Raw genomic sequence first — 19,764 nt, forward strand, 5'->3', positions numbered from 1 at the left:
GGAGGCAAAGAGACGACAAGCGCCGTTTTGTGGCTCACCGGTGGGGAGGGGTTCCTGTTTTTGGGGTTGTTTTTTTACAACCCCTTCCCCTTTCCCCCCCCAGGCCCTAGGATCTCCCGGTGAACGTCTGTTAACAGCCGTTAACAGGTCCGAACCGGGAGGGTGTGCGGTCATGTCCGAGCAGCGCTTTGGTGAGTTCGTGGTGATCCGGAAGGACGGTCACGTCGCGGAGCTGGTCCTCGACCGGCCCAAGGCCATGAACGCCGTCTCCTCCGAGATGGCCCGCTCCATCGGCGCCGCCTGCGACGCCCTCGCCGCCGACCCCGAGGTCCGCGTCACCGTCCTGACCTCCTCGAACGACCGCGCCTTCTGCGTCGGCGCCGACCTGAAGGAGCGCAACTCCTTCACCGACGCCGAGCTCGTCCGCCAGCGTCCCACCGCCCGCGCCGCCTACACGGGCGTCCTGGAGCTGCCGATGCCGACCGTCGCCGCCGTGCACGGCTTCGCCCTCGGCGGCGGCTTCGAGCTGGCGCTCGCCTGTGACGTCATCGTCGCCGACGCGACCGCCGTCGTCGGCCTCCCCGAGGTCTCCGTGGGCGTGATCCCGGGCGGCGGCGGTACGCAGCTGCTCCCGCGGCGGGTGGGCGCGGCGCGCGCCGCCGAGCTGGTCTTCACCGCCCGCCGGGTGGAGGCGGCCGAGGCGCGCGAGCTCGGCCTCGTCGACCTCCTGGAGGAGGACGCGCGGACGGCGGCCCTGGAGCTCGCCGGGCGGATCGCGGCGAACTCCCCGGTCGGCCTGCGCGCCGCCAAGAAGGCGATGCGGCTCGGTCAGGGCCTGGACCTGCGGGCGGGCCTGGAGGTCGAGGACGCGGCCTGGCGTTCGGTGGCCTTCTCCGGGGACCGGGCGGAGGGCGTGGCGGCCTTCAACGAGAAGCGGAAGCCGAACTGGCCGGGCGAGTAGGTCTTCGGAGCCGGTTCCACGCGCGTGATTTTTGCCATTTTGTATCAAATGTGACTTACCGTGACGTCTCGAAAGGGAAAACGGATCAAACCTCCCTAAGCTGGAGGAATGGGTGAGGACGTGCGGCTGCGGGCCGTAGTGGCGCTGGCGCAGGGGATGGCGGCGGCGCACGCTCCGCGCGAGTTCTGGCGGGCCGCGGCGCTCGGGGCCTGCGAGGGGCTCGCCGGGAGCTTCGCCGCCCTGTCCGTCTGGGAGCGGGACCACGGCCGTCTCAAGGTCCTGGTGAACGCCGGGAGGCGGGCCGCGGGCGAGGAGGAGTTCCCGGACTCGGAGACGTACCCGGTGCACCAGTTCCCCGAGATCACCGAGTTCCTGCACGAGCAGTGGGCGGGCGGCGGCGAGCCGGACGCCTGGGTGGAGACCGCCACCGACGCCCTCCCGACCGGCCGGGTGATGGGGCTGCGGCGACGGGGGCGCGGCTGCTGCGTGGTCGCTCCGATCGTGCTGCACGGGCGTGCGTGGGGCGAGCTGTATGTGGCCCGCCCGCCGGAGGCGAAACCTTTCACCCGCGCGGACGCCGGTTTCGCGACCGTCCTGGCGGCGGTCGTCGCCGCCGGCATCGCCCAGGCCGAGCGCCTGGAGGAGGTCCGCAAACTGGCCTTCACCGACCCGCTGACGGGCCTGGCCAACCGGCGGGCCGTCGACACCCGTCTGGACGAGGCGATCGAGCGCTACCGGGCGGACGGCTCCGTGGTGAGCCTCATGGTCTGCGACCTGAACGGCCTCAAGCACGTGAACGACACCCACGGCCACGCGGTCGGCGACCGCCTCCTCGAACGCTTCGGCTCGGTCCTCTCCCGCTGCGGCGCCATGCTCCCCGGCGCCCTCGCGGCCCGCCTGGGCGGCGACGAGTTCTGCCTCCTCACCGTCGGCCCGACGGCGGACGAGGTCGTCGCGGTCGCGGAGGAGCTGTGCGTACGGGCGGCGGAGCTGGAGCTCGGCGAGGGCGTCGCCTGCGGGGTCGCGTCCACCGGCGACCCCATCGGGCCGCTCAAGTCGGCCCGCCGTCTCTTCCGGCTCGCCGACGCCGCCCAGTACCAGGCCAAGGCCGCCCGTTCGAGGAAACCCGTCGTCGCGGGCCGCGACGGCACGGTCATCCGCCTCGCGGACGCGCCCCCCGGGGCCCGTGACCGCCGCCGCTTCCGCGACGCGCCCCCCATGGAGCCGCCGGAGCCGGCGGCGGTGGATCCGGGGCCGCCGGACCCGGCCCCGGTGGATCCGGGCCCCGGGGCCCGGCCCGTGGAGCCCCCGGGCGAGGCGCCGACGGAGACGGCCCTCCGTCCCGGGGATCCCCCGCAGGCGGACCGGTGAGGCGGGGCCGGCGCCCTGCTACTCACCGGACATGAGTACCCGCGCCCTGTCCGGGCCCGGAGGTGGGGCGGAAGACTCGCCGCATGGAACAGAACGCAGGACGCCACTCCGGACAGCACACGCGGCCGACGAGGCGGGCACTCCCACTCCTCCTCCTGACGGCCCTTCTCGCCGCCGGGGCCTGGGCCGCCTGGCTGGGCTGGGACCAGCACCGCGACGAGCACCCCGACGGATCGGTGAGCGGCCCGTACGAGACCTGGCAGGTGGTGGGCCTTGCGCTGACCCTGCTCGTGCCGGTGTGCTGGGCGGCGGCCCGGCGGCAGGCCCCCGCGGCCGTGCTCGGCACCACGGCCGGCCTGACCGCCGCCGCCTTCCTGGACTGGTCGGACGACGCCAGTGGCCTCTTCGTGATCGGGGCGGGCCTGGTCATGGCGGGCACCCTGGCGGCCACCTCCGCCGTCTCCCTTCTGACCGCCCTCGTGACGGGATCCCTCGGCAGGGGCGGAACGGCCGGCGCCCGGTAAGGGACAACCCTCCGTCGGGCCGGTGACGAAGTCCCCTAGTGACATGTCGGTCTTCAATCCGTAGGGTGCTGAATATGGATATGCAGACAGTCGTCCTCGGCACGTCCGGCACGACCCCGCAGGACGTCATCGACGTCGCCCGCCACGGCGCCCGCGTCGAGCTGTCGACCGAGGCCGTGCGCGCCCTCGCCGCCGCCCGGGAGATCGTCGACGCGCTCGCCGCCAAGCCCGAGCCCGTGTACGGGGTCTCCACCGGCTTCGGCGCGCTCGCCACCCGGCACATCAGCCAGGAGCTCCGCGCCCAGCTCCAGCGCAACATCGTCCGCTCGCACGCCGCCGGCATGGGCCCGCGCGTCGAGCGCGAGGTCGTGCGCGCCCTGATGTTCCTCCGGCTCAAGACCGTCGCCTCCGGGCACACCGGCGTCCGCCCCGAGGTCGCCCAGACCATGGCCGACGTGCTCAACGCCGGTATCACCCCGGTCGTCCACGAGTACGGCTCGCTCGGCTGCTCCGGCGACCTCGCCCCGCTCTCCCACTGCGCCCTCGCGCTCATGGGCGAGGGCGACGCCGAGGGTCCCGACGGCGTGGTCAAGCCCGCCGGAGAGCTCCTCGCCGCCGCCGGCATCGCCCCCGTCGAGCTCAAGGAGAAGGAGGGTCTCGCCCTCCTCAACGGCACCGACGGCATGCTCGGCATGCTGATCATGGCCCTCGCCGACCTCGACACCCTCTACAAGTCGGCCGACATCACCGCCGCCCTCTCCCTCGAAGCCCTCCTCGGCACCGAGAAGGTCCTCGAACCCGAGCTGCACGCCATCCGCCCGCACCCCGGCCAGGCCGCCTCCGCCGCCAACATGCTGGCCGTGCTCAAGGGCTCCGGCCTCACCGGTCACGCCCAGGCGGGCGAGGCCCCCCGCGTCCAGGACGCCTACTCGGTGCGCTGCGCCCCGCAGGTCGCCGGCGCGGGCCGCGACACCCTGGCCCACGCCCGGCTCGTCGCCGAGCGCGAGCTCGCCGCCGCCGTCGACAACCCGGTCGTGCTGCCCAGCGGCGAGGTCCGCTCCAACGGCAACTTCCACGGCGCCCCCGTCGCGTACGTCCTCGACTTCCTCGCGATCGCCGCCGCCGACCTCGGCTCCATCGCCGAGCGCCGCACCGACCGGCTCCTCGACAAGAACCGCTCGCACGGCCTCCCGCCGTTCCTCGCGGAGGACGCCGGCGTCGACTCGGGCCTGATGATCGCCCAGTACACGCAGGCCGCCCTGGTCAGCGAGATGAAGCGGCTCGCCGTCCCGGCCTCCGCCGACTCCATCCCCTCCTCCGCGATGCAGGAGGACCACGTCTCCATGGGCTGGTCCGCCGCCCGCAAGCTGCGCACCGCGATCGGCAACCTCAACCGCATCATCGCGGTCGAGATGTACGCCGCCACCCGCGGCATCGAGCTCCGCGAGGGCCTGACCCCGGCGCCCGCCTCGCAGGCCGCCATCGACGCCCTGCGCGCGGCCGGCGTCGAGGGCCCCGGCCCGGACCGGTTCCTCGCCCCCGACCTGGCGGCCGCCGACGCCTTTGTACGCGAAGGGAAGCTGGTCGCCGCCGTGGAGCCGGTCACCGGTCCGCTGGCGTAACGACGAGAGGTACGAAAGGGCCGCCCCCGACCGCCGGGGCGGCCCTTCGCCGTACGCCTGCCGCGTCAGAAGGCGCGGCCCCGGCGCCGCATCGCCAGCGCCACGAAACCCGCCCCGACCCCCAGGAACCCCGTACCGCCGAGCACATACGGCGTGGCGTCCCCGCCCCCCGTCTCGGCCAGGCGCCCGTCGTCCGTGAGCGGCCCTTCCCGGGTCACCCCGATCCGCGCCCCGCCCTGCTGGTCGGTGGCGTTCGCGGACGGCACGAACCACAGGGCGCACAGCAGCGTCCCCGCGACGGTGGCGGTCAGCAGTGGGCGTCGGGCGGCGGGCACGGAAATTTCGATCCCCCTTGCGGAAACCGCGAATTGGTCGGTGCGCCGATGCTACGGAACACAGCGGGTCGCGGGAAAGCCGAGGGCCCCCGGCCCCCTACGCTCCGAGTCATGAGTACTTCTGAGACCACACGCTATGTCCGTCTTCGCGTCGATGTCGTCCTGGAGATCGACGGACCCGCCGAGCTGACCGAGGCCGCCGAAGCCCGGATCGACACCGACGAGTTCATGCCCGAGGAGGAGCGGGCGCACGCGCGCGAGGCGGCGCGCGAGGACAGCGCCGAGGCGCTCGCCTACCTCGTCGAGCCCTTCGAGCTGATCCGCGACGTCCCCGGGATCGAGATGGTCCAGGCGTCCTGGAGCAGCGAGGAGATCGAATACGACCCCGATGCGCTGGAGTGGGACCTCGGCGAGGAAGATGGGGACGAGGAAGACGACGACCAGCCGTAAGGCGGGCCTCCGCACGGTTCGCGGGCCCCGGGACGCCGTCCCGGGGCCTTCTCGCGGCCGGCCGTGGCCCGTCACGGTTTTTCGCGGCATCCCGGGAACCGGACACCCGGCCACGCGCGTGTGGACGAGTGGTGTTCCCCGTGGATCAGTGGCATTGCCCACAAACCCTCCGGGTACGGAACCGGACGGGGCGTCATGGGCGTTCATAAGAAGAAGTTGGCAGGGAACCGGCGACGATGGAGAAGCGTGTGATGACGGTCGGCAAGCGCCGCAGGAGCCTGGCGGCCGCGGCCGCGGTGCTCAGCGGCGTACTGATGCTCTCGGCGTGCGACGACGGGGACAAGGACGGCAGTGCCTCCGGGTCCGCGACGCCGCAGTCACAGGCCCAGGTCGACGAGGCGGCCGCGCAGAAGACCTCCAAGGCGCAGATCACGATCTCGCCGAAGAACGGCGCCCAGAACGCCTCCATCAACAACGACGCCAAGGTCACCGTGACCGAGGGCAAGCTCACCGAGGTCACCATGACCTCGGCCGAGGGTGCCGCGGTCAAGGGCGAGATAGCGGCCGACGGGCTCAGCTGGAAGCCGAGCGAGCAGCTCAAGCGGGCCACGGTCTACAAGATCGCCGCTACCGCCACCGACGCGGAGGGCCTGGCGGCGCACGAGAACTCCTCGTTCACCACCGTCTCGCAGGCCAACAGCTTCATCGCCAACTACACGCCCGAGGCGGGCTCGACCGTCGGCGTCGGCATGCCGGTCTCGATCAACTTCAACAAGGCGATCAGCGACAAGAAGGCCGTCCAGAGCGGCATCACGGTCTCCTCCAGCTCCGGCCAGGAGGTCGTGGGGCACTGGTTCAATTCGACGCGTCTCGACTTCCGCCCCGACGCGTACTGGACCGAGGGCTCGACCGTCACGCTGAAGCTGGACCTCGACGGCGTCGAGGGCGCGGACGGCGTCTTCGGCGTCCAGCAGAAGACCGTCACCTTCACGATCGGCCGCAACCAGGTCTCCATCGTCGACGCCGCCGCCAAGACCATGAAGGTCCAGCAGGACGGCAAGACGATCAAGACCATCCCGATCTCCGCCGGCTCCCCGGAGAACACCACCTACAACGGTCAGATGGTGATCTCCGAGAAGTTCAAGGAGACCCGGATGAACGGCGCCACCGTCGGCTTCACCGACGACGACGGCAAGGGCGAGTACGACATCAAGGACGTGCCGCACGCCATGCGCCTGTCCAGCTCCGGCACCTTCATCCACGGCAACTACTGGGGCGCGCGGTCGATCTTCGGCAGCGTGAACACCAGCCACGGCTGCGTCGGCCTCGCCGACGTGAAGGGCGCCGGCGACCCGAACCAGATGGCCGCCTGGTTCTTCGACCACTCGCTCATCGGCGACGTCGTGGTGGTCAAGAACTCCAACGACAAGACGATCAAGCCGGACAACGGCCTCAACGGCTGGAACATGAGCTGGTCGGAGTGGAAGGCCGGCTCGGCCGTCTGACCCAGGCGCAGAAAGCAGAGGCCCCCTCCCGCCCGGGAGGGGGCCTTCGCGTCACCCCTTACGGCTGTTCCCGTACGTCGACGGTCTCGTCCACACCCCACTGCGCGAGCAGCCGCAGCGCGTCCGCCGAGGGCGTCCCCGGCTCCGCGTGGTACGTCACGAGCACCAGGTCCGGATCGCCGCCGGACACCTTCAGCGTCTCGTACGCCAGCGTCATCTCGCCCACCAGCGGATGCCTCAGCCGCTTCGTCCCGTGCCCCTTGTCGGCCACCGTGTGCGCCGCCCACAGCGAGCGGAACTCCTCGCTCTTCACCGACAGCTCGCCCACCAGCGCGAGCAGCTGCGGATCGTCCGGGTAGCAGCCCGCGTACAACCGCAGCACGCTCACGACCTCGGTCGCCTTGCACTCCCAGTCGAGGTAGAGGGACCGCGCGTTCGGGTCGAGGAACACCATCCGGGCCATGTTCCGCTCGTGCGGCTCCCAGGCGGCGAAGTCGCCGAGCAGCGCCCGCGCCATCCGGTTCCAGGCCAGCAGGTCCAGACGGCGGCCGAGGACCATGGCCGGCACGGTGTCCATCGAGTCGATGAGCTGGGTGATCCCCGGCCGGACCTGCTGCGGACGCGCGATCGCCGCCCGCTGCCGCTTCTTCACCGTCGGCTTCGCCAGATGCGTCAGATGCGCCCGCTCGGTGTCGCTCAGCCGCAGGGCGCGCGCGATGGAGTCCAGCACCTCCATGGAGACGTTCCGCCCGTTGCCCTGCTCGAGCCGGGTGTAGTACGCCACGGACACCCCGGCCAGCTGCGCGAGCTCCTCGCGGCGAAGGCCCGGCACCCGCCGGTGCCGCCCGAACTCGGGCAGACCGACGTCCTGCGGCTTCAGCCGGGCCCGGCGGGAGCGCAGGAATTCACTGAGTTCGCCACTGAGGTCCATACCGCCCCATTATCGCCGCCGGGCCGTGCGGACGGACGTACGTTCCTGACCCTGCCAGTGGTAGGCACGCCGGACGTAGGCAGAACAGGTGGCTGGGTGACGCCGCCGCCCTCCGGCAGGCTTGACCCATGACCACGAACGTGACCACCGTCCCCGCGTACGCCGCACCCGCCGCCAACGCCCCGCTGGAGCGCACCACCGTGCCGCGCCGGCCCGTCGGCGAGCACGACGTCCTCATCGAGATCAAGTACGCCGGAATCTGCCACTCCGACATCCACCAGGCCACCAACGGCTGGGGCGAGGGCATCTTCCCGATGGTCCCCGGCCACGAGATCGCCGGAATCGTCGCCGAGGTCGGCCCCGGCGTGACGAAGTTCCAGGCGGGCGACCGCGTCGGCGTCGGCTGCTTCGTCGACTCCTGCCGGGAGTGCGAGTACTGCCGGCGCGGTCTCGAGCAGTACTGCGTCAACGGCATGACGGGCACGTACAACGCGCTCGACAAGAACGGCGAGCCGACCTACGGCGGCTACTCCACCCACATCGTCGTCGACGAGAACTACACCCTGCGCATCCCCGAGGGCATCGGCCTCGACGAGGCCGCCCCGCTGCTCTGCGCCGGCATCACCCTCTACTCCCCGCTCGCCCACTGGCAGGCCGGCCCCGGCAAGAAGGTCGCGATCGTCGGCCTCGGCGGCCTCGGTCACATGGGCGTCAAGATCGCCCACGCGCTCGGCGCCGAGGTGACCGTCCTCAGCCAGTCGCTGCGGAAGCAGGAGGACGGCCTCGAGCTGGGCGCCGACCACTTCCACGCGACCAGTGACCCGGAGACCTTCACGAAGCTCGCCGGCACCTTCGACCTGGTGATCTCCACGGTCTCGGCGCCGCTCGACTTCGACGCCTACCTGAGCCTGGTCAAGACGGACGGCGCCCTGGTGAACGTCGGCGCCCCCGAGGAGCCCGTCAAGGTCGGCCTCTTCTCCCTCATCGGCGGCCGCAAGACCCTCGCCGGCTCGATGATCGGCGGCATCGCCGAGACCCAGGAGATGCTGGACTTCTGCGCCGAGCACGGCCTGGGCGCCGAGATCGAACTGATCCGCGCGGACCAGATCAACGAGGCGTACGAGCGGGTCGTGAAGAGCGACGTCCGCTACCGCTTCGTGATCGACACGGCGACCATCTGACGCACCACGGCGGCCGACGCGGCCGACGCACGCGGCCGGGGCATGACCTCCGGGGTAATCGACCCCGGAGGTCATGCCCCGGCACGCTGTCATCATGACCGCATACGCCATCGGAAACCTGCACCCGAAGCCCGTCCTCGACGAGGAGATCTTCGTCTACATGGAGCGGATCCAGGCCACCCTCGACCCCTTCGGCGGCCGCTTCCTCGTCCACGGCGCCCCGGCCCGCGAGGTCCGCGAGGGCAGTTGGCCGGGCGCCCTCGTGATCATCGGCTTCCCGACGTACGAGAACGCCCGCGCCTGGTACGACTCCGAGCCGTACCAGGCACTGATCCCCCTCCGCACCCGGCACATGGCCGGAGACATCCTCCTGATCGAAGGGACCCCGGACGGGTACGACCCGGCGGCGACGGCGGCCCGGCTGCGGGCCGCGGCGAACGGGCCCGCGGACTGACGCCCGACCCCGCCCCTACTCCGCCTTCGCGACGCCGATCGGGCAGGACAGGCCCGTACCGCCGATGCCGCAGTAGCCCGCCGGGTTCTTGTCCAGGTACTGCTGGTGGTAGGCCTCGGCCGGGTAGAAGGGGCGGGTCTCGTCGGCCGGGAGGACGTGGGTGGTGATCTCGCCGTAGCCGGAGCCCGTCAGGACCTTCTGGTAGGCCGCGCGCGAGGCCTCGGCCCGCTCCGCCTGGGCGGGGGAGTGGGTGTAGATCGCCGAGCGGTACTGCGTCCCGACGTCATTGCCCTGACGGAAGCCCTGCGTCGGGTCGTGGGACTCCCAGAAGAGCTTCAGGAGCGACTCGTACGAGACCTTCGACGGGTCGAAGACGACGCGGACGACCTCGGTGTGCCCGGTGAGCCCGGAGCAGACCTCCTCGTACGACGGGTTCGGCGTGAAGCCGCCCTGGTAGCCCACCAGGGTCGTCCACACGCCCTCGGTCTGCCAGAACTTGCGCTCGGCCCCCCAGAAACAGCCCAGCGCGAAGTCGGCGACCTCCAGGCCCTCCGGGTACGGGCCGAGGAGCGGATTGCCGAGGACGGTGTGCCGCTCGGGCACGGAGAACTCCGGCTCGGGACGGCCACGCAGGGCCTGGTCGGGAGTGGGGAGGACGGGGGTGCGGGACAGGAACATGCTGCATCTCTCCTCGACGGTCGGCAGCAGCGTCAACATGCCGGCGCCGCACCTGATTCCCCGGGCGCCCGTCAGCGCGGCAGCGTCGCCGGCGTGCCGCCGTTCGCCTCGTAGCCCGCCACCGCCAGGTTCCGGAAGACCGTGTACTCCGCCGCCGGGTCGCCGCTCAGCGTCCACGGGACCGCGCCCACGTGCCCGTCGACCCGCACCAGCTGGTGCATCGCCTCCGCCCAGCGCTGCGAGCGCACCAGGAACCAGACGAGCAGATGGCGGACGTGCGCCAGCATCGGGTCGTCGGGGCGGGCCGAGTGGACCGCGTACAGCGCGCCGTCCACCGCCTTCGACACCACCGCCGTACGCCAGAAGTCCTGCACGAGCACCACGTCCGGCACGTGCTCGAACACCGCGAACAGCGGCAGCGCGGCCAGCAGCGAACCCCGCGGGGCGCGCGCCGCGGCCGTCGTCGCGAAGTGGTCGGCCTCCTCGCGCGAACCGTGCCACTTCTCGCACCAGTAGTGCAGCGCCGCCAGATGCGCCCCCATGTGCTCCGGCGCCCGGTCGATCACCTCCGCCCACACCTGGTCGAACCGCTCGTGGCCGTACCCGAGTCCACGCGCCACCGCGAGCCGCGAGACGTACGGCACCGGGTCGCCCGGGGCGAGCAGCGCCGCCTCCTCCGTGACCTTCAGCGCCTCCTCCAGGATGATCCGGAAGTCGTCCGTCCCGGCCGCCGAGGACCGCCACGCCTGCTGCACCAGGAACTCGGCGTGCACCGCCGCCCCGCCCGCGTCCTCCGGCGCCTCCGCCCGCCAGCTCCGCAGCCACGCGCCGCCGACGCCCGGCCGCTCCTGGAGTTCGAGGGAGGCCGCGCCCGCGAACGCCTGGACGCGCTGCCAGCGCACCTCGCCCTCCTTGCCGGTGGCGGCCAGCAGCCGCGAGGCCGCCCGCCAGTCCTGCGTGGCCTGGACGACGTCGAGGACGTGCAGGAGCTCGTCGTCGGCGCCCGGCAGCCGCACGTCCAGCTCCTCCTGCCGCACGAAGCCGTACGCCTCCGGGTCCGCCGCGTCCGGCGCCCCCGGCGCGACCTGCCGGATCCCACCGCCGCCCCGCCGGCGCAGCACGTAGGGACCGAGGACGCCGAACAGCAGGCCGAGCGCGATCAGGAACCAGAGAATCTCCATGTGTCCATTGTCCAGGACACCGGATGAGACGATCGAGGCGGCGGGAGGCGTACGGGACTACGCTCCTGACCCATGAGCGACCAGCACTCCCATCAGAGCTTCGAGACCCGCGCGATCCATGCGGGCAACACCGCCGACCCGCTGACCGGCGCGGTCGTCCCGCCCATCTACCAGGTGTCCACCTACAAGCAGGACGGCGTGGGCGGGCTGCGCGGCGGTTACGAGTACAGCCGCAGCGCCAACCCCACCCGTACCGCCCTGGAGGAGAACCTCGCGGCCCTGGAAGGCGGCCGCCGCGGTCTCGCCTTCGCCTCGGGTCTCGCCGCCGAGGACTGCCTGCTGCGCACGCTCCTCGCGCCCGGCGACCACGTGGTCATCCCGAACGACGCCTACGGCGGCACCTTCCGGCTCTTCGCCAAGGTCGTGGAGCGCTGGGGCGTGGACTTCTCCGTCGCGAACACCTCCGACATCGACTCGGTGCGCGACGCGGTCAACGACCGTACGAAGCTGATCTGGGTCGAGACCCCGTCGAACCCGCTGCTCGGCATCACCGACATCGAGGCCGTCGCCGGCGTCGCCCGCCAGGCCGGCGTGAAGCTCGTCGTCGACAACACCTTCGCCTCGCCCTACCTCCAGCAGCCGCTGGCGCTCGGCGCGGACGTCGTCGTGCACTCGCTCACCAAGTACATGGGCGGCCACTCCGACGTCGTCGGCGGCGCCCTGGTGACCGCGGACGAGGCGCTCGGCGAGGAACTCGCCTACCACCAGAACGCGATGGGCGCGGTCGCCGGGCCGTTCGACTCCTGGATCGTCCTGCGCGGCATCAAGACCCTCGCCGTGCGCATGGACCGGCACGGCGAGAACGCCGAGAAGATCGCCGAGATGCTGACCCAGCACCCGAAGGTCACCCAGGTCCTCTACCCGGGCCTCCCGGAGCACCCCGGGCACGAGATCGCGGCCAAGCAGATGCGGTCGTTCGGCGGCATGATCTCCTTCCGCGTCCAGGGCGGCGAGGACGCGGCGGTCGAGGTCTGCAACCGCGCGCAGCTCTTCACCCTCGGTGAGTCGCTGGGCGGCGTCGAGTCCCTCATCGAGCACCCGGGCCGGATGACCCACGCCTCCGTCGCGGGCTCCCTCCTCGAGGTCCCGGCCGACCTGGTCCGCCTCTCGGTGGGCATCGAGAACGTCGAGGACCTGCTCGCCGACCTGCGCCAGGCGCTGGGCTAGGGCGTGTTTCGAAAGTCCCGTCTGCGCGGCGGCGCCTGGCACGCACGCTCGCCGCGTTGTCGGGACCGCCCTCGTACGCCCCGTACGAGGGCGACCCTCCGCCTTGCGATCGCACGCACCAGACACCGCCGCGCCCGCCCTCCGGGCGGACGACGCCACTTTCGAAACACGCCCCAGCGGAACCTCTGGTGACGGCCGGGACGTCCGGCCGTCACCAGCCTTCCAGCGGCGGGGTCGTCTCCGCCGGGGGGACCTCCCACGGGCGGGTCAGCGACGCCCACACCACGAAGGCGAGCACGGCGACCGTGCCGAGGGCCCAGAGCACCCGCCGGATCCGCCGCGCGTGCCGGAGCCGACGGGCCCCGCGCGCGGCCGCCCGCAGCGCGAGATCGCCGGGGACCGGTGGATGCGGGGTGTCGAGCAGCCGCCGGACCGCCGTCTCCTTGTCCTCGTACCGGCTCACGCGGCGGCCCCGGCGGCGCCCCGGGCGGCCGCTCTCAGCGTGGCGACCGCACGGGCGCACACGGCCCGGACGCGGGACTCGGACAGGCCGAGCAGGGCCGCGACCTGCTCCTCCGCCACCCCCTCGTACAGCCGCAGGACGACGACGAGCCGCTCCTGCGGGGAGAGCGCGGCAAGCACCCCGCCCTGCCCGCCGTGGTGCCGCCAGGCGGTGCGCGCGAAGCGTGCGGCGAGGTCGCGGCGCGCGAGGTCGTACGGATCCTCGTCGCGCAGCCGGTCCCACAGGGCGTACGTGTGGGCGAGGGCGGCGGTCAGCAGGGCCTGGGCGCACGGGTTGTGGGCGCGGGTCTCGGCGGTGAGCAGCGTCGCGGCGTGCAGCAGCCGGCCCGCCGCCCCGGCCACGAACGCCTCGAACTCCCGGGTGCGGTGGGCGTGTTGGGCGCCCCGGCCGCGCTGCTGCTCTCGCACCTCCTCATCTGAGGACAGCGCGGGTGCGGGGTCAAGAGGTCTGCGCGGACTCCGTCCCGGCCGGTGCGTGGCCCGCGTGCGCCGACTGGCGTGCGGACAGGGCGGTGTTGAAGCGGGTGAGCAGCGTGCAGAACGACTCCCGCTCGGCCGGCGTCCAGCCCTCCGTGACCTCGGCCATCAGCTGGCGGCGCGAGGAGCGGACCTCCTCCAGGCGCGCGAGACCGCGGGGCGAGAGCTGGAGGACGACCGCCCGCCCGTCCTCCGGGTGCGAGGTCCGCTTCACCAGGCCGGTGTCGACGAGCGGGGCGACCTGGCGGGTCACCGTGGAGGAGTCGATGCCCATGCCCGCCGCGAGCGCCTTCACCCCCATCGCGCCTTCCTGGTCGAGGCGGTTGAGGAGCAGATAGGCCGCGCGGTCCATGGAGTTGCGCAGCTGGCCGGTGCCGCCGAGGCGGGTCTGCTCGGCGCGGCGGGCGAAGACGGCCACCTGGTGCTGGAGGGCATCGAGGAGACCGGGGTCGAGCGCAGTCGTCATGTCCTGAGAATTGGGCATGGCTGTGGGTCTCTCTCGTGCGGGGGTGGTCGGTCGGTGGGGGACAGAGTACGCGGCCCCGCCGGGGTCCGTACCGGCGCTGCGCAAACCCGTTCGGCGGCCCCTCCGCCGGGCGGTCACGGGGCCCGTGAGCTGCGAGACTTGCTGTCATGAGCTTCCGTACGCCAGACCCCTTGCACCGGTTGATGCTCGACGACGTGCGAGGGGCGCAGAAGATGCTGGCCGGGGTGGCCAGGATGACGGCGCTGGAGGGCAGTCGCCATCTGTCCTCGCTGGTGGGAGCCCCGGTCCACCTCAAGTGCGAGAACCTCCAGCGGACGGGTTCCTTCAAACTGCGCGGGGCGTACGTACGGATCTCGGGGCTGCGGCCCGAGCAGCGGGCGGCGGGCGTCGTCGCGGCCTCCGCAGGCAACCACGCGCAGGGCGTCGCGCTCGCCTCGAAGCTGCTCGGCGTGCACGCCACCGTCTTCATGCCGGTCGGCGCCCCGCTGCCCAAGGTCGCGGCGACCCGCGAGTACGGCGCCGAGGTCCGGATGCACGGCCACGTCGTCGACGAGACCCTCGCGGCGGCGGAGGAGTACGCCCGGGAGACCGGCGCGGTCTTCATCCACCCCTTCGACCACCCCGACATCATCGCCGGGCAGGGCACGGTCGGCCTGGAGATCCTGGAGCAGTGCCCGGAGGTGCGGACGATCCTCGTCGGCATCGGCGGCGGCGGGCTCGCGGCCGGCATCGGGCTCGCGGTGAAGTCGCTGCGCCCGGACGTCAAGGTGATCGGCGTCCAGGCGGAGGGCGCCGCCGCCTACCCGCCCTCGCTGGCCGCCGGGCACCCGGTGGTGATCGACGCGCCGGTGACGATGGCGGACGGGATCAAGGTCGGGCGGCCCGGCGACGTGCCGTTCGCCGTGATCCAGGAGTACGTCGACGAGGTCCGTACGGTCTCCGAGGACGCGCTCTCCTCGGCGCTGCTGCTCTGCCTGGAGCGGGCGAAGCTGGTGGTCGAACCGGCCGGCGCTAGCCCGGTGGCCGCCCTCCTCACCGACCCGGCGTCCTTTCGCGGGCCGGTGGTGGCGGTCCTCTCCGGCGGGAACGTCGACCCGCTGCTGCTCCAGCGGATCCTGCGGCACGGCATGGCCGCCGCGGGCCGCTACCTGAGCCTGCGCCTGCGCGTCACGGACCGGCCGGGGGCGCTCGCGACCCTGCTCGCCGTCCTGACGGTGGTCGACGCGAACGTCCTGGACGTGGGTCACGTGCGGACCGATCCGCGCCTCGGCCTGACGGAGGCGGAGGTCGAGCTGCACCTGGAGACGAAGGGCCCGGAGCACTGCCGGGAGGTGGCGGACGCGCTGCGGGACGCCGGGTACACGGTGCTCGGCTGACACCCGCGGCGAACCGCCCGGCCCACACCCTCGCCGTGTGGCCCAGGTCACGGATTCACCGGGCGGGAGCCGCCGCGGACTCCTAGGATCGGTAGGAAACGCCCGAATCTCCCGGGGAGTATCCACATGCCAGGCGCGATATACGCCGAGGGTCTGGTGAAGACCTTCGGCGACGTACGAGCTCTGGACGGGGTCGACCTGGACGTGCCGGAAGGCACCGTCCTCGGTCTGCTCGGCCCGAACGGCGCGGGGAAGACGACCGCCGTGCGGGTCCTGACGACGCTGATCAAGCCCGACAGCGGCCGGGCCCTCGTCGCCGGGATCGACGTCCTCAAGCACCCCAACGAGGTCCGCCGCTCGATCGGCCTCTCCGGCCAGTTCGCGGCCGTCGACGAGTACCTCACGGGCCGCGAGAACCTCCAGATGGTCGGCAGGCTCTACCAGATGAAGGCGAAGGCCGCGAAGGAGCGGGCGGGCGAGCTGCTCGAACGGTTCCACCTCGCCGACGCCGCCGACCGGCCGGCCAAGACGTACTCGGGCGGCATGCGCCGCCGCCTCGACCTCGCCGCCGCGCTCGTCGTCTCCCCGCCGGTCATGTTCATGGACGAGCCGACCACCGGTCTGGACCCGCGCAACCGGCAGGAGCTCTGGGACGTCATCAAGGAGCTCGTCGCGGGCGGTACGACCCTGCTCCTCACCACCCAGTACCTGGAGGAGGCCGACCACCTCGCCCACGACATCTGCGTCGTCGACCACGGCCGGGTCATCGCGCGCGGCACCTCCGACCAGCTCAAGGCCCGGACGGGCGGCGAGCGCGTCGAGGTCGTCGTGCACGAGCCGGAGATGATCACCGGCGCCCGCGACGTCCTCGCCCGCTACGGCATCGCGGGGACCGGCCACGGCGAGGTGTCCGTCGAGAACCACACCCGCAAGCTCACCGTCCCCGTCGCCGGCGGCGCCAAGCTGCTCGCCGAGGTCATCCGCGACCTGGACGCGGTCGGCGTCGAGATCGACGACATCGGCCTGCGCCGCCCGACCCTCGACGACGTCTTCATCTCCCTGACCGGCCACGCGGCCGACCGGGGCGAGGAGGACGAGCAGGCGGCCGGGGGCAGGACGAGCCGGAAGGAGGCCGTGAAGTGACCACCACCCTGGGGCCGGCCGACCGGCTCACCGCCCCGCGCCCGCGCGGGGGGATCGTCCAGTCCGTCAGCGACTCGCTCGTGATCGCCCGCCGCAACCTGATCAGGATGTCCAGGATCCCCGAGATGATCATCTTCGGGCTGATCCAGCCGATCATGTTCGTGGTGCTGTTCAGCTACGTCTTCGGCGGCTCGATGCAGATCGGCGATTCGACCTCGCCGAACGTCTACCGCGAGTTCCTGATGGCCGGCATCTTCGCCCAGACCGTCACCTTCGCCACGGCCGGGGCGGGCGCGGGCATCGCCGACGACATGCACAAAGGCCTGATCGACCGCTTCCGCTCCCTGCCGATGGCCCGCGGCGCGGTCCTCACCGGGCGCACGCTGGCCGACCTGGTCCAGACGACGCTGACCCTCGTCGTCCTCGCGATCGTCGCCCTCCTCGTCGGCTGGCGCATCCACGAGGGCGTCCCGAAGGCGCTGGGCGCCTTCCTCCTCCTGCTGCTCCTCGGCTACGCCTTCTCCTGGATCGGGGCGCTGATCGGCCTCTCGGTCCGTACCCCCGAGGCGGCGACCTCGGGCGGCCTGATCTGGCTCTTCCCGGTCACGTTCATCTCGATCGCGTTCGTGGACTCCAGCAAGCTGCCCTCCTGGCTCCAGCCCATCGCCGAGTGGAACCCGTTCAGCGCGACGGTCCAGGCCTGCCGGGAACTCTTCGGCAACCCCGGTGTCTCGACCTCCGACGCCTGGCCGATGCAGCACCCGGTGTGGGCCTCGTTCCTCTGGTCGGTCCTGATCATCGCGGTCTTCCGGACGCTGTCGGTCCGCAAGTACCGCTCGGCGACGGCCTGAGCCCGACCCTCCGGGCTGCCTGCCGGGCCTCCGGGTACGACGAAGGGCCGACCCCTGGTGGGGTCGGCCCTTCGTTCGGGAAGCGCGGCTCGGGAAGCGCGGCTCAGCCGGTGTACGGCTTGGCGCTGAGGATCTTCACCGTGGCCTTCTTGCCGTTCGGCAGCTCGTACTCCGCGTCCTCGCCGACCTTCTTGCCGTTGACGCCGACGCCGAGCGGCGACTGCGGCGAGTACGTCTCGATGTCGTCGCTCGCGTACTCGCGGGAGGCGAGCAGGAAGTCCAGCGTGTCGTCCTCGTCGCCGTCGAAGGCGATCGTGACGACCATGCCGGGCGCGACGACGCCCTCTTCGGCCGGGGCCTCGCCGACCTTGGCGTGCTCCAGGAGCTGAGTGAGCTGGCGGACGCGGAGCTCCTGCTTGCCCTGCTCCTCCTTGGCCGCGTGGTACCCGCCGTTCTCGCGCAGGTCGCCCTCTTCGCGCGCCGCCGCGATCTTGGCGGCGATCTCGGTACGCGCGGGACCAGTCAGGTACTCAAGCTCGTCCTTGAGCTTGGTGTACGCCTCCTGGGTGAGCCAGGTGACGTTGTCGCTGGTCTGGGTCACGGGTGCTCCTCGTAGGTACTGGGAATACAAAGCATCGCCCTACACGGGAAAGCGGTGCGGTCCCGGGCGGGCGAAACCACGAGCCTAACAATGAGTGGCGAAAAGCGGGAGGACAAAAACCATCAAGATGGCGTCTTCCCAGGTCACGACAGTGACTCGCCGGGACTCGACACCCCGTCCCTACCCACCGCTACCGCGCCGTACACCCGATGAGCTGGGCACTCGTCGCGCGGGCGGTCGTACGGAGCGAGAAGACGCGGTCCACCCGGGTCGCCGGGTCGTCGATCCGGACGTCCTTGCGGGCCACCTCGGCCCCGTCCTCGGAGAGCGAGCGCAGCGTGCAGACGCCCTTGACGCCCGCGTCCTTGCGGATCTCCAGGTGCACCTGGACCTCGTCGGCGCTCACCACGTCGAATTTGATCATCTCGGCGCTGATCTTGCTCTCGACGACGTAGTGCCAGCCGAACCAGCCCATCAGACCGAGGAAGAGGACCCCGAGCACCGCACCGGTGATCTTGAGCTTGCGGTCGGCCCGCTCGTCCGCCGAGCGCCCGTAGCGCCCCTCGGGCAGCTGCTCTCGCACCGCGCTCATGGGGGATCCTCTCGAAGCCGGGGGTGGCGGAATTTTCCCTCCCCCGATTCCGTCACTATAGAGACCACCCTCCGCGTCGAATCACTGAGGATCGAGTCTTGACTGAGCAGCTGCGATTGATGGCCGTTCACGCCCACCCCGACGACGAGTCGAGCAAGGGTGCGGCCACGATGGCCAAGTACGTGTCCGAGGGGGTGGACGTCATGGTGGTGACGTGCACGGGCGGCGAGCGCGGCTCGGTCCTGAACCCCCAGCTCCAGGGTGACCCCTACATCGAGGCCAACATCCACGAGGTGCGCCGCAAGGAGATGGACGAGGCCCGCGAGATCCTCGGCGTCTCCCAGCACTGGCTGGGATTCGTCGACTCGGGCCTGCCCGAGGGTGACCCGCTGCCGCCGCTCCCCGAGGGCTGCTTCGCCCTGCAGGACGTCGACACGGCGGCCGGGGCGCTGGTCCGCGAGATCCGCTCCTTCCGTCCGCAGGTCATCACGACCTACGACGAGAACGGCGGGTACCCGCACCCCGACCACATCATGACCCACAAGATCACGATGGTGGCCTTCGACGGCGCGACCGACACCGATAAGTACCCGGAGGCCGAGTTCGGCCCGGTCTGGCAGCCCCTGAAGCTCTACTACAACCAGGGCTTCAACCGCCCCCGCACGACCGCCCTCCACGAGGCGCTCCTCGCCCGCGGCCTGGAGTCCCCGTACGGGGAGTGGCTGGAGCGCTGGAAGGAGTTCGAGCGCAAGGAGCGGACCCTGACCACGTTCGTCCCCTGCTCCGAGTTCTTCGAGATCCGCGACAAGGCCCTGATCGCCCACCGCACCCAGATCGACCCCGACGGCGGCTGGTTCCGGGTCCCGATGGAGATCCAGAAGGAGGTCTGGCCGACGGAGGAGTACGAGCTCAGCAAGGCGCTGGTCCCGACCTCCCTCCCCGAGGAAGATCTCTTCGCGGGCATCCGCGACAATGCCTGACATGAGCGCACACCTGGCACTGACCCAGCTTGTCCCCTTCGCCGCCGAAGAGCTGGACAAGAACAAGGTGACCCCCGGCATCCTCGGCTTCGTCGTCTTCGCGGTCCTGGCCGTGGCGGTCTGGATGCTGATGAAGTCGATGAACCGCCACATGGGCAAGGTCTCCTTCGAGGAGGCCCCGGACCCGGCGGCCCCCGCGGCCGCGAAGCCCGGCAGCGCGGCGGCGGGGGAGTAGCGGTACGCCCCACTCCACTCTCAGGGCCCCGGGATCTCCCGGGGCCCTGAGTCGTACCCGGGCGGAGTGGGGCGAGCTTC

Annotated in this window: 23 protein-coding genes; 14 read left to right on the forward strand and 9 right to left on the reverse strand. The window is 71.7% G+C overall.

The window, feature by feature from the left end:
* Window positions 1-172: 172 nt before the first annotated feature.
* The 4 genes from ACZ51I_RS15095 (at window position 173) to hutH (ending at window position 4,478) form a co-directional block, all read left to right on the forward strand.
* Window positions 173-961 carry an enoyl-CoA hydratase/isomerase family protein gene (locus tag ACZ51I_RS15095; RefSeq protein WP_468875671.1) on the forward strand — a complete coding sequence of 263 codons (789 nt, stop codon included), beginning with the start codon at window positions 173-175 and terminating at the stop codon, window positions 959-961.
* Between the two features lie 108 nt (window positions 962-1,069).
* Window positions 1,070-2,332 carry a GGDEF domain-containing protein gene (locus tag ACZ51I_RS15100; protein ID WP_468875673.1) on the forward strand — a complete coding sequence of 421 codons (1,263 nt, stop codon included), beginning with the start codon at window positions 1,070-1,072 and terminating at the stop codon, window positions 2,330-2,332.
* A gap of 83 nt (window positions 2,333-2,415) precedes the next feature.
* Complete coding sequence (locus ACZ51I_RS15105) at window positions 2,416-2,856, forward strand: hypothetical protein (RefSeq protein WP_468875675.1); 441 nt, start codon at window positions 2,416-2,418, stop codon at window positions 2,854-2,856.
* A gap of 80 nt (window positions 2,857-2,936) precedes the next feature.
* Window positions 2,937-4,478 (forward strand): histidine ammonia-lyase, encoded by a 1,542-nt coding sequence (gene hutH / locus ACZ51I_RS15110; RefSeq protein WP_468876817.1) that lies wholly within the window; start codon window positions 2,937-2,939, stop codon window positions 4,476-4,478.
* 65 nt (window positions 4,479-4,543) lie between these two features.
* Here the strand turns inward: hutH and ACZ51I_RS15115 are convergent, their stop codons facing one another.
* Window positions 4,544-4,813: a hypothetical protein gene (locus ACZ51I_RS15115; protein ID WP_468875677.1), complete on the reverse strand. Its 270-nt coding sequence runs from the start codon at window positions 4,811-4,813 to the stop codon at window positions 4,544-4,546.
* A gap of 111 nt (window positions 4,814-4,924) precedes the next feature.
* On the opposite strand from ACZ51I_RS15115, the gene ACZ51I_RS15120 reads away from it, so the two are divergent.
* Window positions 4,925-5,263, forward strand: coding sequence for a hypothetical protein (locus ACZ51I_RS15120; protein ID WP_468875679.1), 339 nt, complete (start codon window positions 4,925-4,927; stop codon window positions 5,261-5,263).
* A 236-nt stretch (window positions 5,264-5,499) separates the two neighbouring features.
* Window positions 5,500-6,768, forward strand: a complete 1,269-nt coding sequence (locus ACZ51I_RS15125; protein ID WP_468875681.1) for a L,D-transpeptidase — start codon at window positions 5,500-5,502, stop codon at window positions 6,766-6,768.
* Window positions 6,769-6,826: 58 nt separating this feature from the next.
* Here the strand turns inward: ACZ51I_RS15125 and ACZ51I_RS15130 are convergent, their stop codons facing one another.
* Window positions 6,827-7,699, reverse strand: a complete 873-nt coding sequence (locus tag ACZ51I_RS15130; RefSeq protein WP_468875683.1) for a helix-turn-helix domain-containing protein — start codon at window positions 7,697-7,699, stop codon at window positions 6,827-6,829.
* A 128-nt stretch (window positions 7,700-7,827) separates the two neighbouring features.
* On the opposite strand from ACZ51I_RS15130, the gene ACZ51I_RS15135 reads away from it, so the two are divergent.
* Both ACZ51I_RS15135 and ACZ51I_RS15140 read left to right on the forward strand, forming a co-directional pair.
* Complete coding sequence (locus ACZ51I_RS15135; RefSeq protein ID WP_468875685.1) at window positions 7,828-8,880, forward strand: NAD(P)-dependent alcohol dehydrogenase; 1,053 nt, start codon at window positions 7,828-7,830, stop codon at window positions 8,878-8,880.
* A 94-nt stretch (window positions 8,881-8,974) separates the two neighbouring features.
* Window positions 8,975-9,334 (forward strand): DUF1330 domain-containing protein, encoded by a 360-nt coding sequence (locus tag ACZ51I_RS15140; RefSeq protein WP_468875687.1) that lies wholly within the window; start codon window positions 8,975-8,977, stop codon window positions 9,332-9,334.
* Between the two features lie 15 nt (window positions 9,335-9,349).
* Here ACZ51I_RS15140 and msrA read toward each other — a convergent pair whose 3' ends face one another.
* Entirely contained in the window at window positions 9,350-10,012 is a 663-nt protein-coding gene (msrA, locus tag ACZ51I_RS15145; RefSeq protein ID WP_468876819.1) for a peptide-methionine (S)-S-oxide reductase MsrA, read from the reverse strand.
* A 71-nt stretch (window positions 10,013-10,083) separates the two neighbouring features.
* Complete coding sequence (locus ACZ51I_RS15150; protein ID WP_468875689.1) at window positions 10,084-11,193, reverse strand: hypothetical protein; 1,110 nt, start codon at window positions 11,191-11,193, stop codon at window positions 10,084-10,086.
* Between the two features lie 72 nt (window positions 11,194-11,265).
* Between ACZ51I_RS15150 and ACZ51I_RS15155 the strand changes: the two genes are divergently transcribed.
* The gene (locus ACZ51I_RS15155) at window positions 11,266-12,420 is read left to right on the forward strand and encodes a cystathionine gamma-synthase (RefSeq protein WP_468875690.1); all 1,155 of its coding nucleotides are present in this window, start codon (window positions 11,266-11,268) and stop codon (window positions 12,418-12,420) included.
* 211 nt (window positions 12,421-12,631) lie between these two features.
* On the opposite strand, the gene ACZ51I_RS15160 is transcribed toward ACZ51I_RS15155, so the two are convergent.
* The 3 genes from ACZ51I_RS15160 to ACZ51I_RS15170 are packed head-to-tail and all read right to left on the reverse strand — an operon-like array spanning window position 12,632 to window position 13,903.
* On the reverse strand, window positions 12,632-12,883 hold the full coding sequence (locus ACZ51I_RS15160; protein WP_468875692.1) for a hypothetical protein: 252 nt from the start codon (window positions 12,881-12,883) through the stop codon (window positions 12,632-12,634).
* Window positions 12,880-13,350: a sigma factor-like helix-turn-helix DNA-binding protein gene (locus tag ACZ51I_RS15165; RefSeq protein ID WP_468875694.1), complete on the reverse strand. Its 471-nt coding sequence runs from the start codon at window positions 13,348-13,350 to the stop codon at window positions 12,880-12,882. Before ACZ51I_RS15165 ends, ACZ51I_RS15160 begins: the two co-directional genes overlap by 4 nt.
* A gap of 31 nt (window positions 13,351-13,381) precedes the next feature.
* The gene (locus ACZ51I_RS15170) at window positions 13,382-13,903 is read right to left on the reverse strand and encodes a MarR family winged helix-turn-helix transcriptional regulator (RefSeq protein WP_468875696.1); all 522 of its coding nucleotides are present in this window, start codon (window positions 13,901-13,903) and stop codon (window positions 13,382-13,384) included.
* A 149-nt stretch (window positions 13,904-14,052) separates the two neighbouring features.
* Between ACZ51I_RS15170 and ilvA the strand changes: the two genes are divergently transcribed.
* The 3 genes from ilvA (at window position 14,053) to ACZ51I_RS15185 (ending at window position 17,276) form a co-directional block, all read left to right on the forward strand.
* A complete protein-coding gene (gene ilvA, locus ACZ51I_RS15175; RefSeq protein WP_468875698.1) occupies window positions 14,053-15,282 on the forward strand; it encodes a threonine ammonia-lyase in 1,230 nt (409 codons plus the stop codon).
* A 126-nt stretch (window positions 15,283-15,408) separates the two neighbouring features.
* A complete protein-coding gene (locus ACZ51I_RS15180; protein ID WP_468875700.1) occupies window positions 15,409-16,425 on the forward strand; it encodes an ATP-binding cassette domain-containing protein in 1,017 nt (338 codons plus the stop codon).
* Window positions 16,422-17,276 carry an ABC transporter permease gene (locus ACZ51I_RS15185; RefSeq protein ID WP_468875702.1) on the forward strand — a complete coding sequence of 285 codons (855 nt, stop codon included), beginning with the start codon at window positions 16,422-16,424 and terminating at the stop codon, window positions 17,274-17,276. Before ACZ51I_RS15180 ends, ACZ51I_RS15185 begins: the two co-directional genes overlap by 4 nt.
* 103 nt (window positions 17,277-17,379) lie before the next feature.
* Here ACZ51I_RS15185 and greA read toward each other — a convergent pair whose 3' ends face one another.
* Both greA and ACZ51I_RS15195 read right to left on the reverse strand, forming a co-directional pair.
* Window positions 17,380-17,877 carry a transcription elongation factor GreA gene (gene greA / locus ACZ51I_RS15190; protein WP_190155071.1) on the reverse strand — a complete coding sequence of 166 codons (498 nt, stop codon included), beginning with the start codon at window positions 17,875-17,877 and terminating at the stop codon, window positions 17,380-17,382.
* A 190-nt stretch (window positions 17,878-18,067) separates the two neighbouring features.
* The gene (locus ACZ51I_RS15195) at window positions 18,068-18,469 is read right to left on the reverse strand and encodes a DUF4307 domain-containing protein (protein ID WP_468875705.1); all 402 of its coding nucleotides are present in this window, start codon (window positions 18,467-18,469) and stop codon (window positions 18,068-18,070) included.
* A gap of 98 nt (window positions 18,470-18,567) precedes the next feature.
* On the opposite strand from ACZ51I_RS15195, the gene mca reads away from it, so the two are divergent.
* Both mca and ACZ51I_RS15205 read left to right on the forward strand, forming a co-directional pair.
* Window positions 18,568-19,449, forward strand: coding sequence for a mycothiol conjugate amidase Mca (mca, locus tag ACZ51I_RS15200; RefSeq protein ID WP_468875707.1), 882 nt, complete (start codon window positions 18,568-18,570; stop codon window positions 19,447-19,449).
* The gene (locus tag ACZ51I_RS15205) at window positions 19,442-19,684 is read left to right on the forward strand and encodes a hypothetical protein (protein ID WP_468875709.1); all 243 of its coding nucleotides are present in this window, start codon (window positions 19,442-19,444) and stop codon (window positions 19,682-19,684) included. The genes mca and ACZ51I_RS15205 overlap by 8 nt, the downstream gene beginning before the upstream one ends.
* Window positions 19,685-19,764 lie beyond the last annotated feature (80 nt).

Source organism: Streptomyces sp. NPDC034084 (assembly GCF_055575535.1).

Coding starts and splice junctions, on each gene's coding strand:
- ACZ51I_RS15095 (WP_468875671.1), top strand. CDS start 173: ATGTCCGAGCAGCGCTTTGGTGAGTTCGTGGTGATCCGGAAGGACGGT.
- ACZ51I_RS15100 (WP_468875673.1), top strand. CDS start 1,070: ATGGGTGAGGACGTGCGGCTGCGGGCCGTAGTGGCGCTGGCGCAGGGG.
- ACZ51I_RS15105 (WP_468875675.1), top strand. CDS start 2,416: ATGGAACAGAACGCAGGACGCCACTCCGGACAGCACACGCGGCCGACG.
- hutH (WP_468876817.1), top strand. CDS start 2,937: ATGCAGACAGTCGTCCTCGGCACGTCCGGCACGACCCCGCAGGACGTC.
- ACZ51I_RS15120 (WP_468875679.1), top strand. CDS start 4,925: ATGAGTACTTCTGAGACCACACGCTATGTCCGTCTTCGCGTCGATGTC.
- ACZ51I_RS15125 (WP_468875681.1), top strand. CDS start 5,500: ATGGAGAAGCGTGTGATGACGGTCGGCAAGCGCCGCAGGAGCCTGGCG.
- ACZ51I_RS15130 (WP_468875683.1), bottom strand. CDS start 7,699: ATGGACCTCAGTGGCGAACTCAGTGAATTCCTGCGCTCCCGCCGGGCC.
- ACZ51I_RS15135 (WP_468875685.1), top strand. CDS start 7,828: ATGACCACGAACGTGACCACCGTCCCCGCGTACGCCGCACCCGCCGCC.
- ACZ51I_RS15140 (WP_468875687.1), top strand. CDS start 8,975: ATGACCGCATACGCCATCGGAAACCTGCACCCGAAGCCCGTCCTCGAC.
- msrA (WP_468876819.1), bottom strand. CDS start 10,012: ATGTTCCTGTCCCGCACCCCCGTCCTCCCCACTCCCGACCAGGCCCTG.
- ACZ51I_RS15150 (WP_468875689.1), bottom strand. CDS start 11,193: ATGGAGATTCTCTGGTTCCTGATCGCGCTCGGCCTGCTGTTCGGCGTC.
- ACZ51I_RS15155 (WP_468875690.1), top strand. CDS start 11,266: ATGAGCGACCAGCACTCCCATCAGAGCTTCGAGACCCGCGCGATCCAT.
- ACZ51I_RS15170 (WP_468875696.1), bottom strand. CDS start 13,903: ATGCCCAATTCTCAGGACATGACGACTGCGCTCGACCCCGGTCTCCTC.
- ilvA (WP_468875698.1), top strand. CDS start 14,053: ATGAGCTTCCGTACGCCAGACCCCTTGCACCGGTTGATGCTCGACGAC.
- ACZ51I_RS15180 (WP_468875700.1), top strand. CDS start 15,409: ATGCCAGGCGCGATATACGCCGAGGGTCTGGTGAAGACCTTCGGCGAC.
- ACZ51I_RS15195 (WP_468875705.1), bottom strand. CDS start 18,469: ATGAGCGCGGTGCGAGAGCAGCTGCCCGAGGGGCGCTACGGGCGCTCG.
- ACZ51I_RS15205 (WP_468875709.1), top strand. CDS start 19,442: ATGCCTGACATGAGCGCACACCTGGCACTGACCCAGCTTGTCCCCTTC.